Here is a 16,485-nt window from a genome sequence, read left to right on the forward strand (position 1 = left end):
AGCGTTTTTAACCTTGGGCAGCCGCCACACTCTCCAACCGATAGCCGTACCCGTAGATGGTCAGCAGCTGCCAACCCCGGTCGGCGGTCAGCCCCAGCTTGTTACGCAGCCGATAAATATGCGTATCCAGTGGCCGTGAGGAAACCATTTCTTCATGGCTCCAAAACCGCTCATACAGATATTCTCGAGACAGTGGCCGTGCCAGGTTGGCGAACAAGCAACTGGCCAGGCGGTATTCACGCTCAGTGAGATTGATCGGATTACCCGCGCGCGTCACCGTCAGTTCGGCATCATCAAAGGTCAGATCGTTGAAACACTGTACCTCGTTGGTGGCTGGCTTTTGCAGCCCATGGCGGCGTAGTACGGCGTTGACCCGAGCCTTGAGTTCGTTCGGCCGAAACGGCTTGCTGACGTAATCGTCCGCCCCGCTGTTGAGTGCGGTGACGATATCGCTCTCGGCATCTCGGCTGGTCAACATGATTACGGCGGGTGGTGAGTCCATGTGCTCGCGCGTCCAGCGCAGCAATGCGATGCCCGTGATGTCGGGCAGTTGCCAGTCGAGTATCAACAGGTCAAAGGTTTCACGGCGCAGTTGGCGCAGCAGGTCTTCACCGCGCTCGAAGAAATGCAGGGACCAGGGTTGCTCTGCGGTGCTGGGGATTTGTCGCAGCGTCTGTTCAACCCGACGCAATTCAGCGGGTTCGTCGTCCAGTATTGCGACACGCATGGGTGGGTCCTTTCTACAAAAAATACGACAGCCGACGGTCTGTTCAATCGCGTAGGTAATGCGTAGATGCCTGTGGTTGAATCTGAAGAATTGTGGCCAGACTCAATGTTCACAGGATCTATCGGTACGCTGATATCAAAGGGCCGTAAACCCGTTTAAAGTCTTCCGTACCTACTCGTTAAGCTAGTAGGCGAAAGATACCGGCTCCTACCCCTCAGGAAAAGGATCAGCCGACACATGCGCTGCCGTAAACCTGTACGTGCCAATGTCAGATGCCGTCTGAAACTACCCGGGTGATGAGCACCATGACCTGTTCTGCCAATCGATTATGGTGTGCCCTACCTGCGTTGCTGGCCTTGGTCATCGAAACCGCGCAGGCTGCTACGCCCTATCGCCCTGCTTATATTGATGAGCCGTTCCAGTGCCGCGCACAACCGCTGCCGGCCGTTGTGCAGCATTTGACGGGGGAAGCCTGGAAGCTCGATGCCAAAGGCAGGGCTCAGCCTTTGCTGGAAGGAATGAGCATTGATGAGCAAGAAGGCGTGAAGACGTCGACATCGGCTTTTGTCAGCCTGCGCCTGGGTGATGGTTCCAGTGTGGTGCTGCCCTCCAGTTCACAGGTGCGTCTGCACCTGGTGCAAAAACAGGCGATTCCCCAAGTCATTTTGGAACAGGGCCAGATCGAGACCTATGTGATCAAACGGGCCAGTGACTACGACCGTTTTCAGATCGTGACGCCCGTCGGCGTTCTGGGTGTGCGTGGCACGCACTTTCGCGTGCGCAATGACGGCGAGCAATCTGTGCTTGAGGTGCTTAATGGCCAGGTAGCGGTCAACCGCGCAGAAGGCTCCGCCGCAGCCGAAGTGAAGGTGGACGCTCGCCAAGGCCTGCTGATCAAACAACAAGGCGAACTTAAGCCTGTGGAGCTTTTGCCGGCGCCGGTATTGATCGGCCAGGACGGCCAGAAAGGCCAGTCTCCGGTCTGGAGCCTGTACCTGCGGCCATTACCCGGTGCATTGCGCTACCGTGCCCAAGTGGCGACCGACTCAGCCTTTATGAACATCAAGCAGGAAAACTTTTCCAGTGAGCCGAAAATGCGCTTCACTGGGCTCAAAGCATCGTTTTACCACGTGCGGTTGTCCGCCTATGACGCGCAGGGCCTGGAGGGAGAAACCGGGGTTTATGACATTTTCTATTACCCACCCGCCACTCAGGTACAGGCCAGTGGTGGTTAACCCATGATGCTTTGGCGCAAGGTCGAGAAACGCCAGCCTACCCATGCCCAGCGATTGTTCCACGGCCTGGTGCGCGAGTGGTTGTGGATAGGTTTGCTGTTATTGCCAATGACAGCCTACCTCTCGTTGAGCCCGGGCCTGGCGCTGAACAACCCGCTGTATGACAGCCTCAGGCGCCTGGCGCCGTTGCCGGTAGACCCGCGCATCGTGCTGGTGACCATTGACGATCCTAGCCTGAAAGAGCTGGGCCGCTGGCCCTGGCCACGCAGCTTGCACGCCGATCTGATCAACCGCCTGAGCGCCGCGCAGCCAGCGGCCATTCTCTTCGATGTGATCTTCAGTGAGCCCGGTGTGCCCGCCAACGACGAACGCCTCGCAGCCGCTGTGTGCAACGCCGGCAACGTGGTACTGCCACTGTTGCGTGAGGAAGCTGCAAGTTACAGCGCGCCGGACGCGCAAGTGCTGCCGCTGCTTAAATGCGCTAAAGGCCTGGGGTATATCAATGTCGAAGCGGACAATGACGGCGTGGTGCGCAGCCTGTTTTTGCGTGAAGGCCCACCCGGCGACACCACGCCGCAGTTGGCGTGGATGGCCTATGCATTGAGCGGCCAGGCTTCTGAGATGCCAGGAGATCCCCAGCCGCCGATCAACCCGTCCTGGCATCGCGAGCATGCCATTCGAATCCCGTTCATTGCTGGCGACACCCGCTTTCCTACGGTCTCCTACGCCAGCGTCCTGCGCGGTGAGGTCGATCCAGAACGGCTGCGGGGCCGGCTTGTTCTGGTCGGCGCCACAGCGTCCGGCATGGGCGATCGTTTCGTTACTCCGCTCTCCTCGACTGTCGGCACCACGGCGGGTGTAGAGATCCAGGCCAACGTGCTCAACGGCCTGCTGCAGGGGCGCAGCATCGTAGATCTACCCGGCGCGGTGTCGGCCTTGATGGCGACTGCCTGGGTGGCATTGTTACTGGGCCTGTTGTTGTATCGCCCGCGCTACGCACTCTGGATGACCCTGGGCTGTATGGCCACCGCATTGCTCGGTGCGTGGGTGTTGCTGCGCCAGGGTCACTGGTGGTCACCGGCCGCGTGCCTGATTGGTTTGCTGCTCAGCTACCTGATATGGAATTGGCGGCGCCTCAGCGTGATCCTGGCCTACTTCGGCTGGGAACTGGCGCGCCTGGATAACGAACCCAAAGTGCTTCCCGAGCGCCGTCGAGCGCCTGCGAGCAAGGGTGATGTGCTGCAAGCGCGGATCTTTGCCCTGGAGCAAGCGGTAAGTCGTACACGCGATACCCGCAGGTTTATGGCCGACGGCCTGGAGTGCCTGCCGGTGGCCACTCTGATTACCGACCCCAGAGGCAGCATCCTGCTGGCCAACCGGATTGCACGTGACGTGTTCACCCGTATCAGCTACGTCTCTAACCATTGACACAGCAGTAGGCCTGCAAGATTGGGCTTTACCACTGAGTCAGTGAACTGCTCATTGACAGTCAATGTTTGCGCCTGATATTGACGCATCAGGAACGCCAAAAGTGGAGGATTGACAGAGGCATCCGGCCTCAGATTCTTAACGCCTCCAAACATTGACAGTTTTATTTGGGTGAATGCAAACGTGCCTTTGAAAAGGCAGTGCCGAAGCCGATGAGAATTACGACAATTTGCGGCCGAGCCAAGCACTAGCGGCGAGTTCAAACCTACGCCGAGGCTATATACAAAAATCACGACCTCACTGAAGCAGATATGCGCCGAGCGCTGTTTGGCGGTGCAGCCACTTGCGCAGACTCATGCCTTACATGAACATGACAATCTTTCGGATAACTCGAACATCCAGCCAGTGAAGGCTGCGGAGAAAAAGAAGATCGGTGAAAGCGTTCACCCCCGTGTTAAGGGTCACGCTGCGGGTCGGTAATGAGTTTGAGGGTAGGAAGCACACAATGGTCCATGAGGAGGATACGCTCAGTACGCGTCTCGCAGAACAGAAAGCGATCAAAGCGGCCAGGAAGAATTACCGCCTTGTAGAGTTGGTTTCTGTAAAACCGATGTAGCGTGGCTCATCGACTTGCCACCAAAGATCAGTGCACCCGTTATAAGACCATCCCCTCGGCAAACCTGAATCAGCAGTTTCTCGACCATCCGAGTGCCCTGGGTAGTGGATAACAGTGCGAGGGGCTGTTCCTTGGCAAAACGTTGCTTAGGCTTGCTCAGCCAGCGCTGGGCTTTTTTGACGTCTCCGAACAGCGCCTCTGCCATTGCTGTCACATGTGCAAGTCGGAACAACCGATCACTCTCGTCCAGATTTAAGCGTTGTCGGCGAGCCAATCGGGCGTTAAGGGTCCCAACCGGCATAATCTTTTCAAGGGCGACTGCGTCGTACACGCCAGATTCGCTAAGCAATTTGAATCTCTCGGCTGCGAATCCTGCCGCGATAATCTCGTGGTTCTCTTGCTCTGATGCCCCTACGCCAATTTGAAGTGAAACTCCAAGATGACGTCGGTAGTGACGGTACACCGGTTTAGGCAGCAATTCAGCCAACATAGGTCGCCTCTTGACCGGCCATGTTCCACGACGGGTGACGTTCTTCTAGGAAATATGGGCTGGTAGTACAGCCCTGTCAACGTCGGCATCTGACAACAAAAATTCCCCGGGAAGGAAATGTTGCTGCTCAAGACTTCAACTGACGCGTCCACACGAGCATGCAGGTTCTCCTCACGTATTCACATGCCCGGCCGATAACCACTATGCCCTGCTGGGCACTGGATAACGGAATTAGGGATGAACCGGATGATGTTTCGCAACGCTCTCGCATTTACGCTGGCATTAGTGGCCTGTAACTCAATAGCAGCAAGCTTTGATTGTTCTAAGGCCGCAAATTTTGCGGAATCCAGCATCTGTAATGACGGCTATCTGAGTGGCGTCGACAGCATTCTGGCGCGCTCCTATCAAAAAGCCCTCGCTGAAACGGAACACCCGGATGAGCTACGGCAATCACAACGCGAATGGCTATCGGTGCGAGACCAGTGCACCACCCAGAAGTGTCTCGATCAAACCTTGGGAGCTCGTGTCACCTTTCTGGATAGTTACTCACGCGTTGAAAAAAGTAAGGCATACGCTGCAGAAGAGAAGCTGCGCAAGGATGAGTATGAAGCTCAGCGCCAGGCAGAGGATCTTGCCAACTCACAAAGAGATCAGCAGTACCGGATCGCTCAGGAACAATTCCGTCAACAAAAACAGCAATCTGCTCAGCCGCACCAGGTGGCTCAAACACAATCACAAAGTGTGCAACCGGCGCCCTCCTCTCAGAGCCCAGCCAATGTGTTTTCGGCACAGCAAGTGCGCCCTGCTCAGCCTGTAGCTGGGAAACCAGCAGTGCTACGCATGTGGCAGGCCTTCTGGGCAGGCCCGGCATGGAAATACACGCTCTTGATAGGATCTTTGATCACCTGCCTGGCGATCTGGAGACACCACACAGAGGCTGCCACGATCTACACCGACTACACCGATGCTGCGATCACGAATGCGCTGCCCGCGATCGGAGCGGTTGCGGCTCTGATCCTTCGCTGGCTTGAAATGCCTGGCTTGGTCTCAGGGATAGCGTTGGGTACCGGGATTATCTTGGCCATTGCATATGCCGTATTCGCGACCTTCCGGACAAACCAGGGAGCTCTGAGTATCACCCTAGTTATTGTTGCCAAGCTCACTCTCATCACAGTGTTCTACGCGTTGATTGGAATGCTGATCGCGTCTCTCTTTTCGAACAGTGCCAGACGCAAAGGTGAATCCCAAGCGCGTGCTGCTGCTAGAAACAGTCGAGAGAAGAAGCAAACGATGGCTCTGATCACAGGCTTGTCGGTGGCTTACACCGCTTTTACTGCCTGGGTCTGCCGGCGACCTGAGTTCACCTCACTTTCCGAATGCCTGGAATTTGATACAGCACCTGCATAAGCCAGGGCGATCGGAACGCGATCGCGTGCTTTAGTAAACAAGTAGCCCGGGAGATTTCCTGGGCTTTTTTTGTGCCACGTTACTATCACTGCAGCACCTACACATTTGCTAACCAAGTTTAGTAGCACCCCAGCGGTCAAAGGTGAATACCCAAGATCAAATTGGGGCAGAATTCGACGATCAAAATGGAGCACATAAATGAAGTGGATTAAAGGGGTGATTGTCGGCGCATTCTTGCTCGTAATCACTGGTGCGGGACTGGGTCTGTTTTATGTTTTGCCGCAGTACGACGTGGTGGCCATCACCGGCGTTGAGGTAAAACGTGTGGACGATGACGGCGTCATCAATGCTGAAAACCCGGCCGACGGCCCGACCCGGGACGTGTATTTCATTAACACTGAACACCCAACATCGAAAGTGGTAAAAGTTTACCGAAACGACGACACCGGCTGGAGTTTTCCGTGGTACTTCAAGTTTGATTCGGCCGACGTTCAGGCAAAGGCTCAGGGTTACTCACGAGATGCCCAGCAACTGGCGCTGATCCGTTACTACGGCTGGCGCATTCAAATCTTGTCCGTGTTCCCAAACATCACAGACATCGAAGCCACAAACAGTCGCGAAGAGCCGTTTCCTTGGTTCAACACGATCTTCCTCAGCGTAGGCACGCTACTGATTTTGTTTGTGGTGTTTTTCATGCGCCGGCGATTCAAGCGCAAGACCAGGGGCGAAGTACTGGGTTGAACAGTTGAACCACCCGCCTTTTCAGCTTGGAAGATTCGTTAACCGCAGAATGAATGCCAGTCAGTTACCTGACTGGCATTTTTTTGTAGGTGCGATTCCTTGTTACGGCTAGGCTAAAGCAAGCCAGTCAGCGCTTTACCATTTCACACTGACGTCGCATGTCATCGTTTTTGATGCTCCCGCAACTGCCATTGCCAGTCTTGGCGTAGCACAGGTATCGCTGGTCGTCGTCGCGGATACTCGCGCAACTGCCGTTGCCTGTTTCGACGTAGCAGGCGTTACGCAAGTCGTCATTGTTGATGCTTGCACAGCTTCCGTTGCCCTCTTTCACGTAGCAGTATTTGCGCTTGTCATCATCACGGATACTCGCACAACTGCCATTGCCGGCCTCCACATAGCAGGTAGCGCGCAGATCGTCGTCCTTAATGCTCGCGCAACTCCCATTCCCTTCTTTGACGTAGCAGTAGGCGCGTTGATCGTCGTTGTTGATGCTGCCGCAACCGGCGTGAGCGAAGCCGCTGAGCGCCAGCAGCATTACCAAAAATAGCCTCATCCCACCCTCCATTAATTGCCAAACGCTACCTGAAACTGTTCGTAATTGCCGCCTCGATAACCGTGGTTCGGGCACAAGAAGGCAAATGACAGATCAGCCGCGAGCTTCTTTCTGAAGGTCGTCCAACTCGTCCACGATGTCTTCATCACGATCCTCGAACGCTTTGGCCATATCACGCTGTAGATCAACCTGGACTTCCATGGTTTTCTTGGCCAATTTCATGCCGTCCTTAGAGCCCATGATAATTTTCATCGCCTGATCCGGATGCTTGCTGGCCTCGATCATCAATTCGAGTTCGTCGGCATCAAAGTGATCTGCGTAGACCTGGACCAGGGTGTCTTTCAGTAGGTCCTGGGAAATGTTGTCCTCGATCACGGCCTTGATTTTTTCTGGCGCGACTTCGCGATATTTGGATGCATAACCCGACGTGGCGACTTGCACTACCATCTTGTATTGGACGTCCATGCCCATCAACTTGACCAGTTCTTCAGCTTTGTCCTGGCTTGAACCGCAACCGGCCAGCAGCACCGAGCAGAGCGCCGTGATTGCCCATTTGGAAACGTTCGTCATGAAATGCCTGCCTTTGTCTTGAGATTTTTTTAGGTGACCGTGGAGTACGGCGGACCGCACTCCAGGCTCTAGGAAATGTGGTGATCAGTTCGTCTCAAGCGTGAAGCTTTTGCTCACGAACAGGCCGGAAAATAACGACTTGTCTTCCTTGAAAATGTAGGACTCTTCAAACTTGGCATCGGTGGCCAGCTTTTGAGCGATCGCGCACTCCGAATCGCTGTGATCCTTGCCCTTGACTCCAAAGTCACTCTGATAACCTGATAGGCCTGTTTCATTGCAAAAGCCGGTGAACTCCTCACGCTTGGTAGCGGCCTTGAATTCGTCGAACGACTCCTTTAACTGGTCGAAGCCCTTGTAGGTCAGCGAGTAGCTGGCCACCTTGGTCTTACGAGCAAAGTCACCTGCGGCTTCCGCAATTACGGCCTGGCCCATGGACGTACTGTAAGCCCCCATGATGAAGCCACTTAGCGCGCTCTTGAGTTGCGCCTGGACATCGTCAAGCTCTGGGATGGACGCAAATTTAGCCTCGCGCACAATCCGGCCAACTTCGCTGCCGTCATTACGATGCACCACTACAAACTCGACCGAGCCTTCGCCGTCGCTGGAGCGCGTGAGCTTGAAGTCCAAGTCAACTTTGGTGCCGAACTCCCCTGTAGCGCCGGTGATAAATGCACCAGTGAACGGCAGACGTTGGACGATATTGCTACCCCACGAGTAGGGCGACTTGACCACGCCTCCGTACTGATCCATCTCCGCGCGCGGCTGGATCTCATCCGCTACTTCCGAAGGCAGGACCACATCTGTGCCTTTGTGCGACAGGTAAGGAGTACTCATGTCCATGCCCAACAATTGGACATGAATCTCGCCCTTCTTGTTATCACCTTCGCGGCTAACCTTGAGGGCGTCGGCCTTCAAGTAAACGCCACCGGCACGACCGCCACCAGTACTGGACGAAAGCAGATACCGTGACCATTCGACCAGGGCAGACTCTTTTGCCCCGGAGTCCATTCCACCGAGCAGCCCCATAATCCCTTTCAGGAATTTATCTGCGCCGTTGGTCTCTGCTGCAACCAGGCGGATTTCTGGTGTTTCAACGGTGACGTTTCCCGACCAGAAGGAATAGGAAATATCTCCCTCGCTCAGGACGTTCTCGAGGAAGTACTGTTCCTTCATCTCATCGTACTGACGCAGCGCTTGCTTCTTGCCGGAGCTCGATAACCCCACACCAGCCGCAAGAATCGCAATACCGGCGACCGCAGCGGCGATGAGGATGTGCTTCTTGTTCATCGTTTTCATAGTCGGTTGCCTTACTGAATTTGAGCAGATGCTTGCTGCCAATCAATCACGTGCTGCTGAGAGACTGCAGGCGTCCAGTTGAAGTCGATCCCGGCGCTAGGAAATTCCTTGGCCAGTACGGCACCAAATGACACTCTGTCAGCACAGTGGTCTTGCTTGCAGGCCTCAGCCGCGCCAGCGGTATACACGCGATACGTAGGAACGGCGCGACCGTCTTCGAGCGGCAGGAAGGGTGTCATGTTTGCCGCCGGCAGCACGTACCACTGGCTCTCCAGTTCAGCATCAGCCTGTACACGCCCCTTACGTGGGAAGTCGACCTCGTAGAAGTCGCCGCTCTTTCCGGTGACGTGAATCATCATCGGCACAGCGGACTTTGAAGAGCTCGGGTCCTGCATTGCGATCGGCGATGGGAAGGTGACTTTGATACCGGCCATCTGCGCCAGCGCTTCAGCCTCCCGACCTTCGAATTCCTTCATCCCGGATTTGAGTTGTTCGTAACGCTCCAAGACGCGTGTGTGCAGCTCAGCCATTTGCTGCTGCAGGCGACGTACTTCTCTCATGCGGATCTCCTCGCGACGCAGGGCGAAGTTATTGCCTTGGCGAGCATCGAAGTAAAACTCACCACGGTTCTCGCCCATACGCGTTTTGAGAATGTTGTCTTTGGTTTCCGACGCGTATCCCTCGGGGTAAAGCGCTTCGAAGTTCTTGGCGAAGAAGAGGTTCGACAGGCCGACGGTCGTTGGCGACGTTGCCTTCACCAATTGGTAGACCTCAACCACAGCGCGCTTCAACTCAACCGCATCAAGAGCAAATGCCTCATCTGCAGTGATCACTACGTAATACGGATCACTGGAGAACGGCGACAGGACACGGTAGTTGGGGCGCTCAAAGGCCAAATACACCTTCATGTTACGCGCAGGCAGTTCACCCACCTGAAAGAGTGCTTGGTCTGCCCGGCTATTCAGGAAAGAAAGCGCCTTGCCTTTCACCGCTGGGACCAGTGCCTGGTTGAACATCAGACCGCTCGGGTGCACGGTTGTTTTTGACCAGGTATCACCGCGATAGGTGTTCGGTACCGCCCAACGCAATTTGTCAAAGGACCCCTCGGCATAGCCTGATGCAGAGCAAGGCATGGCGGGTGTCGACGCAAAGGACAGACTTGGATCGGACTCATCAGTTACCGACTTACTGATAACCCATTTGCATCCGCTTCCGTCGGTAATCCCCATCAGGTTCTGGTTGGCCAGCACCAATGAGCGGCCGAAGTCACCGGTAGGAACGGCGGCAACAGCGGCCGGCGCTTCAGCTGGAGCGGCAGGCTTAGGGGCGGCGGCTGGAGCTGCCTCCACAGGTACTGTGGCCACGGCAGCTACAGGAGCAACAGGGGCAACGGGCGCAACCGTCACAGGTACTTGAGCCACCGGCACCGGTTGCACTGGCGCGGGTGAAGCCTCTGGTGCTGGTTGTGGTATCACAGGTGCCGTTACAGGCGCTGGGGCCGGTGCAGCAGCCACAGGCGCTGCGACGGCAGGCTCAGTAGGCGCAGCGGCGGCTGGTAGTACAGACGCAGCCGCCCCAGCTGCTGGTGGCGTAGGAGGAGAAGCCACGGGGGCTACCGAAACAGCGGGCGCGGCAGCGGCCGGAGCGGCAGGCGGTGAAGTCAGCGTGGCCAGGCCCAGATTGGTCGCATTGCCCGCACCGGTGGCGTAAACCGCCCCCTTTGCGTCGACTGCTTTCCAGGTGACCTTGGCCGTCGGGCATTCCTGTCCGAGAATATACGGGAGCTTCGATAGAAGCGTGTTCAGCGGCTTCTGGTCATCCCACGTTGGACGCTGCATGGTGATGGCCACTTCTGGTTTGCACCAGGTGGTCGCCTCACCATCGACGTTCACCTGGATCTGTTCTGTCTTCGAGTAGGCGAGCTGGTGAGCCCAGGCTTGCGGCGCGATGCCGCAAGCACCCACTACAACGAGAGCGAGTGCGCGGTTTTTCATGAAGATCCCTTAGATGAGTTCCCAGGTGCCGTTGGCTTGTTTGCAGAAGGTGTTCTTCTCCTGCTCAGTGTTTCCGTCGGCCGCTTTGAGGCTCACGGTCACCGGCCGGCAAGACGTTTCAGCAGCGACCTGCTGAGTTGGCAACGTCGGGATCGAATCCAGATCGAAGGCCTTTGTTTCCTTGTCGGCAGCGACGTTCATCTCGTCCAGGTTGGCCGCGGGCTTCACACTCTTCGCAACGGCTACTGATTTTGGTTCAACCAAATCTTTGTGGACGTAGCCGACAGTGACACCCTTGCGGCCGACAAGAATCCAGTCGCCTGTCGAACCAACGGCAGTGAACTCGGTGCCGGGTTTCAAACCACCCACTTTGTCTGCGCCTTTTTCAGGCGCGGCGCGGACGTTCGAACTGCTTTTGGTGACGTACTGCTCGTTAATGAGTTTCATCGAAGGGACGGCAACGATCTTAGGTGCACGTTTCACTTCAACCGTTTTGGTTTGGGTGAACTCTTGGCCCTGAACGATCTCCGCCGAAGCGCCGGAATGCGCCGATGTCCAGGACACAGGCAAACTGGACCCGCTCGGCGAGGCGTTCAAAGCATCTTGCGTGCGTTGCGCCAGGGCCTGCTGATCCTGCTCATCGAGTTTTGCACCGATTTTGTTACCGATGTAACCGCCCAGTGCACCGCCGACCAGGGTTGCCACGATCCGTCCGTTGCCTTTCCCGATGAACTGCCCGATGACAGCGCCAGCGACGACACCCACTGCGGTACCAGCCTGTTGCTTGTTGATGCCCAACTCAGCGCAGCCAGAGGTTGATGCTGCGATGGCCAATGCCAGTACTGAAACGAGAAACTTTTTACGCACGGTGACTCTCCCTTTGTGTAGGTCACTCTGCTTTCAGCAGAGGCCTTGTGATGTTGTAAAGCATTGCTTCTGAGGACATGGCCCAATGGAAAACGGTGGCAAGCACAACTGGCTGTTTGCCCAAGCTCCTGAACGCATCTCTATAACCGGGGCTATCGACAATTGCGTTGCCAACAACGAGAGGCAGCATAACGATCGAAATCACGGCGACCGGTCGAACGAAGCGAATTCGCCCGGGGAGGCTTCGAAGCGCCTCAATACCCGAGATGATCAAGACCACAAGACTGATGCCGCCGAAGAACAACCCGCTAAGAAGGGAGAAGGGGATAAACCACATATTCTTGAGGACGTTCAAACCCTCAGCGCCGTGGATGTCGGTGTGAGCGACGTCATAGGCCATGTTGTCGGCAATGCCAGGCAGATAAGCCTGGTACTGCTCTCGCGTAGCCAGAAGGTTCATGCCCTTCACATAGAGAGGACCGAGCTTGGTTTTCGCCATGTGGCGAACCTCGGTGGTGTTGGCCAGCGCATCTCGTGTCCGCACACCGGGATTGATTGACCGGGCATACTCGTCAATGGTCGGCTGGTACCCCAGATCTGCCCCAGCATTCGGCCACTTGATCGGTCGCCACTCACTCCCCGGAATTCCCCCTGCACGAAAACCTTCGAGCTGTGCATACGCCCTGCTGATGTCACTGATGGAGGGCACGACAGTTTCTTGCAGCCGCTCGTATAACGCGTCTCCATTACGGACGGTGTAGCCACGAAAAACTGCAGCTGAAAAGCCTTGGAAGTTCTTGTCGATGCGCTCGACGTAGGAGCCTTGAACACTCATCAGAACGCCGAGGTTTGCTATGAAAGCCTTGCCCTCTCCCTGGTCCTTGTAGGCCTTGTAGGGTATCTGCGGAATAGTCAGGGAGTCGTAAAGCAACCCCTTTTTGGTGACGTATGCGTAGAGGCTGCTAACCCGTAGCGAGCCGGGGAATTGCTCGGCGATCCAATCCGGAGCGGCCCCCTGAAACCACCAAGTCAACGGAGTGACAACAAGTGTCGATGCTGCGAGCCAAACCCACAGCACCCTCCCCTTGCCTTGGTAACGTCGATAGCAGATTCGCCATACCAGCAAGCACATGCTCGTAGCCGCCAGGATCTGGCTATACGTCTCAAGGACTTCGAGTTTTCGGAGGGGGATATCAGCGCCAGCGAAGTTGAGCAGCTCGGCGTTGAACAGCAGACTGCAGATCAAATAAAGGGCGTTCAAAACAACAAGTGCGATTAGCATCCAACGGGTCCTTGTCAGAAATTAAACGCCAGGCCCTGGATGATAAGGGGGAGCGCGAATAGATGTAGCATATTGCCATCTAGCAGAAGACGGCACCACTCAAAATGCCCCGTCGAATTCCGATGCAGAACGCCGGGCAGATGTTTTCGTTACCTACGATCAGAACTTAACGGGACTGAGAGGACTTTCAATGCCGGGCACAACATTCCCTCCCGCACGTTCCAATTCTGGGTTTCAGACGGTGTGTAAATGGAGAATGGATGTCTCGGCGGTCGCCGGCGGCCAAGCCGTTAAACTGCATCAATGCGATCAGTCCCAATGAGGGGATCTTTCCCCTTGGCCGGCGTTCGCGCTCAAACAACGAAAGCGCAGCGCATGAACAATGCATTGCGAAAACCCATGGAATAGGCGGCATGAATTGAATCAGTCACTCAAACCCGGCGAGAACACAACGATCTCTTCCTCCCAAGGGCGGGTGGAAGTTACCCATGCGGCAGGTAACAACCTGGACGTAAACCTTACTGCGTTTTTGGTCACCGACACTGGCAAGGTGGTGGATGACAGCGGCATGGTTTTCTTCAATGCACCCGTGCACTCTTCAGGCGCGGCGACATTCGCGCCCCCGATCGCTCATGGCGACACGGTCAGTCACAGCATCAGCTTCGACTCGTCTCGACTCCCGTCCAATATCACGAAGATCGCAATCACTTTGACGCAAGACGGCAACGCCGGCGGCTTCGAAGCAGTCAAAGACCTTCGCGCTATCGTCATTGCCGGGGACCAAACCCTGGAACTGGCACCTGAGCCCTTTTCACAAGAGACGGGCATCATCGTGCTTGAGTTGTACGTCCGGAACGGCCAGCTCAAGGCGCGCTCTGTATGGCAAGGTTTCGCCTCAGGTCTTGCCGGACTCTGCGGGTTTTATGGCATCGAAGTTGAAGACGTTGCATCCTCCGCGCCGGCGGCGACACCTGCACCGCCTCCAAAGCCCGTCAACATCGCCAAGACCGTGGTTAAACTGGACAAACCTGGCAGCAGCCACAAGGTGTCCCTCGAAAAAGGGCCGTCCGCTCCAAAGGTTATTCGGGTCAGCGCAACGTGGGTTGATAACGGCGACGGATCTGACAATGACGACCTCGATCTGCGGATTGGCATCCTTCGTCCTGATGGGCGAATGTCCATCATCCAGGCACCTGACAAGCGTGGGGCTTTTGACGTCGATCCCTTCGTTTTCCATACCGGTGACGTAGTCTGCGCCAGCGCCTCCGCTCCAGGTATTGAAACCGTCGAAATTAATCCAGCAATCTCGCAGCTCATGGGGGGCAAGGTAGTGCTGGTCTGCAGCGTTTATTCAGCAGTAGACAACGGTGCGGTTTCGGTGGCATCGCTAAAACCAAAGATGCGGATGGAATACGGCGACCAGGTCGTAGAGTGCGCATTCGAATTCAAGTCCGGGTTTTTCAGCTCAATGGTGTTCACCTATGTAATCGGTCAAATCGAAATTGACCAAGATGGTATCCATCTAAGTCCATCCGGAGTTACCTCCAAAGCCGGCAGTGAAGCCACCCCCTGGCTGACTCGGAAGGGAGACAAAATTGAGCTAACGATGGACGGCCCACACGTATTCAAAGGGCGCCCAATCGAAAGGAGCGGCAAAAAGCAGTACGTCTAAGCTTTCGTGCTAGTAGGCGCTTTAAGCAGCTTCATGCCTGACCAGTACTCCCGCGACGGCACACGGCCGCCGCGGGATTTCTATTTTGGTTGTATGCCAGCATCATCGGCCTCATAAACCCATGTTGAATCGCCCCGCGCCCTCGAACAAAACAGCTCTTCCCATAGGAACTTCCCGCGGCGACCTCACTGGCCGTATAAGACTTGCAGGAACTTCGAGCGCCGTTAGGTTTAACCCGACGGATGAACCAGCCGCCGGTGCAGATACGGCTGTTTCACCAAGGCCATCTCATCATCAGGCGCTCTAATCGTCACAAAGGAACCATGCATGCAGATCACCCAAGGCCAGCGCATGTCGCTGGCAAATATTCTTCCCGGTCTATCCTTCACTCTCTCGGTCAACATCGAAAGCCCCAGCGTAGTCGACTTCGTCTGTTTCGGTGTCGACGACCAAGGCAAGCTTTCTGATGATCGCTATATGGTCTTCTTCAATCAGCCTGTTACGCCTTGCAGCAGTGTGAAGCTTGCTGCGGGTGGCCAGTTTGAAATTAATCTAGCCATCCTGCCCGCCACTATCGATCGCTTGATCTTCACTGCCTCCATCGACGGTGCCGGGGCGATGAGTGACATCCGGAATGGCAACTTCAAAGTAATCAGCCCCGCTGGTGAGATAGGAGCGACCTGCGCGTTCTCAGGGCTCACGTTCACAACCGAGAAAGCGGTAATGATCGTTGAGCTTTACCGAAAGAATGGGGAGTGGCGGTTGGCCTCTAACCTTCAGGGTTTTGCTGAGGGCCTGGACGCTCTCGTGAGGCACTTTGGCGGCGAAGTTACTGAAGAAGCTGCACCGGCACCAGCACCTGCCCCATCTCCCTCCACAATCTCTCTGGAGAAACGTGTAGCTGCTGTCGCGCCGGAACTGGTCAGTCTGGCCAAGAAGGCACAGGTAAGCCTCGAGAAAGCCTGCTTGGTTGGGATGAAAGCTCGTGTTTTGCTCGTGCTCGACGTCACCGACTCGATGCGAAATCAATACAAAACCGGCCGCGTACAGGAAGTTCTCAATCGTCTTGTGCCCATCGCCGTAGCCATGGATACAGATGCCGAACTTGAGTGCTGGACATTCGCCGAACGGCCACTGCGACTCTCACCTGTGACGCTTACCAACTACCAGAACTTTGTCGAATCCGACAACAATGGCTGGACCAAGTGGGACGTCGGTCGGCGTTACAATGATGAACCGAGAGCGATCCAAAAAGTGATCGAATCCTTCCAGGCGTCCAAAGACAAAACCCCTATGTTTGTCGTTTTCATCAGCGACGGTGGCGTTTCTGAAAACCGCAAGATCACGCAACTGATGGTGGATGCAGCGAAGCTGGGAATCTTCTGGCAATACGTTGGTTTAGCAGGCCGGAATTACGGCATTCTGGAAAAACTGGACACCATGCCCGGGAGAGTCGTGGACAACTGCGGATTCTTTGCCCTGGATGACCTTCACGACATGACGGAAGAGCAGTTGTACGACCGGCTGATGCAGGAATTCCCGATGTGGATCTTGGAGGCAAAGCGCGAAGGAATCATTCGCTAATCCTCTCCTGCACTGCCCTGCCT

Annotated in this window: 13 protein-coding genes and 1 pseudogene; 6 read left to right on the forward strand and 8 right to left on the reverse strand. The window is 55.7% G+C overall.

What is annotated here, in order from left to right:
* Positions 1 to 7: 7 nt before the first annotated feature.
* The gene (locus P5706_RS33325; protein ID WP_285684772.1) at positions 8 to 727 is read right to left on the reverse strand and encodes a response regulator transcription factor; all 720 of its coding nucleotides are present in this window, start codon (positions 725 to 727) and stop codon (positions 8 to 10) included.
* Positions 728 to 1,032: 305 nt separating this feature from the next.
* Here P5706_RS33325 and P5706_RS33330 point away from each other — a divergent pair, with 305 nt between their 5' ends.
* Together P5706_RS33330 and P5706_RS33335 are read left to right on the forward strand one after the other, a co-directional pair.
* Entirely contained in the window at positions 1,033 to 1,962 is a 930-nt protein-coding gene (locus tag P5706_RS33330) for a FecR family protein (protein WP_285684774.1), read from the forward strand.
* Positions 1,963 to 1,965: 3 nt separating this feature from the next.
* Positions 1,966 to 3,360, forward strand: a pseudogene (locus tag P5706_RS33335) (CHASE2 domain-containing protein); the annotation flags it as partial.
* Positions 3,361 to 3,947: 587 nt separating this feature from the next.
* Here P5706_RS33335 and P5706_RS33340 read toward each other — a convergent pair.
* Complete coding sequence (locus tag P5706_RS33340; RefSeq protein ID WP_017849609.1) at positions 3,948 to 4,496, reverse strand: Xre family toxin-antitoxin system antitoxin; 549 nt, start codon at positions 4,494 to 4,496, stop codon at positions 3,948 to 3,950.
* 237 nt (positions 4,497 to 4,733) lie between these two features.
* Here P5706_RS33340 and P5706_RS33345 point away from each other — a divergent pair, with 237 nt between their 5' ends.
* Together P5706_RS33345 and P5706_RS33350 are read left to right on the forward strand one after the other, a co-directional pair.
* A complete protein-coding gene (locus P5706_RS33345; protein WP_179294960.1) occupies positions 4,734 to 5,903 on the forward strand; it encodes a lysozyme inhibitor LprI family protein in 1,170 nt (389 codons plus the stop codon).
* A 198-nt stretch (positions 5,904 to 6,101) separates the two neighbouring features.
* A complete protein-coding gene (locus P5706_RS33350; RefSeq protein WP_033896496.1) occupies positions 6,102 to 6,644 on the forward strand; it encodes a DUF1523 family protein in 543 nt (180 codons plus the stop codon).
* A gap of 127 nt (positions 6,645 to 6,771) precedes the next feature.
* Here the strand turns inward: P5706_RS33350 and P5706_RS33355 are convergent, their stop codons facing one another.
* The 6 genes from P5706_RS33355 to P5706_RS33380 all read right to left on the reverse strand — a co-directional run bounded on the left by P5706_RS33355 (position 6,772) and on the right by P5706_RS33380 (position 13,206).
* The gene (locus P5706_RS33355; RefSeq protein WP_042561205.1) at positions 6,772 to 7,197 is read right to left on the reverse strand and encodes a hypothetical protein; all 426 of its coding nucleotides are present in this window, start codon (positions 7,195 to 7,197) and stop codon (positions 6,772 to 6,774) included.
* A gap of 93 nt (positions 7,198 to 7,290) precedes the next feature.
* On the reverse strand, positions 7,291 to 7,767 hold the full coding sequence (locus P5706_RS33360; RefSeq protein ID WP_042561206.1) for a DUF2059 domain-containing protein: 477 nt from the start codon (positions 7,765 to 7,767) through the stop codon (positions 7,291 to 7,293).
* An 84-nt stretch (positions 7,768 to 7,851) separates the two neighbouring features.
* On the reverse strand, positions 7,852 to 9,063 hold the full coding sequence (locus P5706_RS33365; protein WP_033896493.1) for a hypothetical protein: 1,212 nt from the start codon (positions 9,061 to 9,063) through the stop codon (positions 7,852 to 7,854).
* A gap of 11 nt (positions 9,064 to 9,074) precedes the next feature.
* Positions 9,075 to 11,057, reverse strand: coding sequence for a hypothetical protein (locus P5706_RS33370; protein WP_042561207.1), 1,983 nt, complete (start codon positions 11,055 to 11,057; stop codon positions 9,075 to 9,077).
* Positions 11,058 to 11,066: 9 nt separating this feature from the next.
* The gene (locus P5706_RS33375) at positions 11,067 to 11,924 is read right to left on the reverse strand and encodes an SH3 domain-containing protein (RefSeq protein ID WP_033896491.1); all 858 of its coding nucleotides are present in this window, start codon (positions 11,922 to 11,924) and stop codon (positions 11,067 to 11,069) included.
* Positions 11,925 to 11,946: 22 nt separating this feature from the next.
* The gene (locus tag P5706_RS33380; RefSeq protein WP_042561208.1) at positions 11,947 to 13,206 is read right to left on the reverse strand and encodes a hypothetical protein; all 1,260 of its coding nucleotides are present in this window, start codon (positions 13,204 to 13,206) and stop codon (positions 11,947 to 11,949) included.
* Between the two features lie 418 nt (positions 13,207 to 13,624).
* Between P5706_RS33380 and P5706_RS33385 the strand changes: the two genes are divergently transcribed.
* On the forward strand, positions 13,625 to 14,878 hold the full coding sequence (locus P5706_RS33385; protein ID WP_042561209.1) for a TerD family protein: 1,254 nt from the start codon (positions 13,625 to 13,627) through the stop codon (positions 14,876 to 14,878).
* A 327-nt stretch (positions 14,879 to 15,205) separates the two neighbouring features.
* Positions 15,206 to 16,462 (forward strand): VWA domain-containing protein, encoded by a 1,257-nt coding sequence (locus P5706_RS33390; RefSeq protein ID WP_042561210.1) that lies wholly within the window; start codon positions 15,206 to 15,208, stop codon positions 16,460 to 16,462.
* Positions 16,463 to 16,485: the final 23 nt, after the last annotated feature.

This window comes from Pseudomonas sp. ChxA (assembly GCF_030263855.1).
GTDB lineage: Bacteria > Pseudomonadota > Gammaproteobacteria > Pseudomonadales > Pseudomonadaceae > Aquipseudomonas > Aquipseudomonas fluorescens_CB.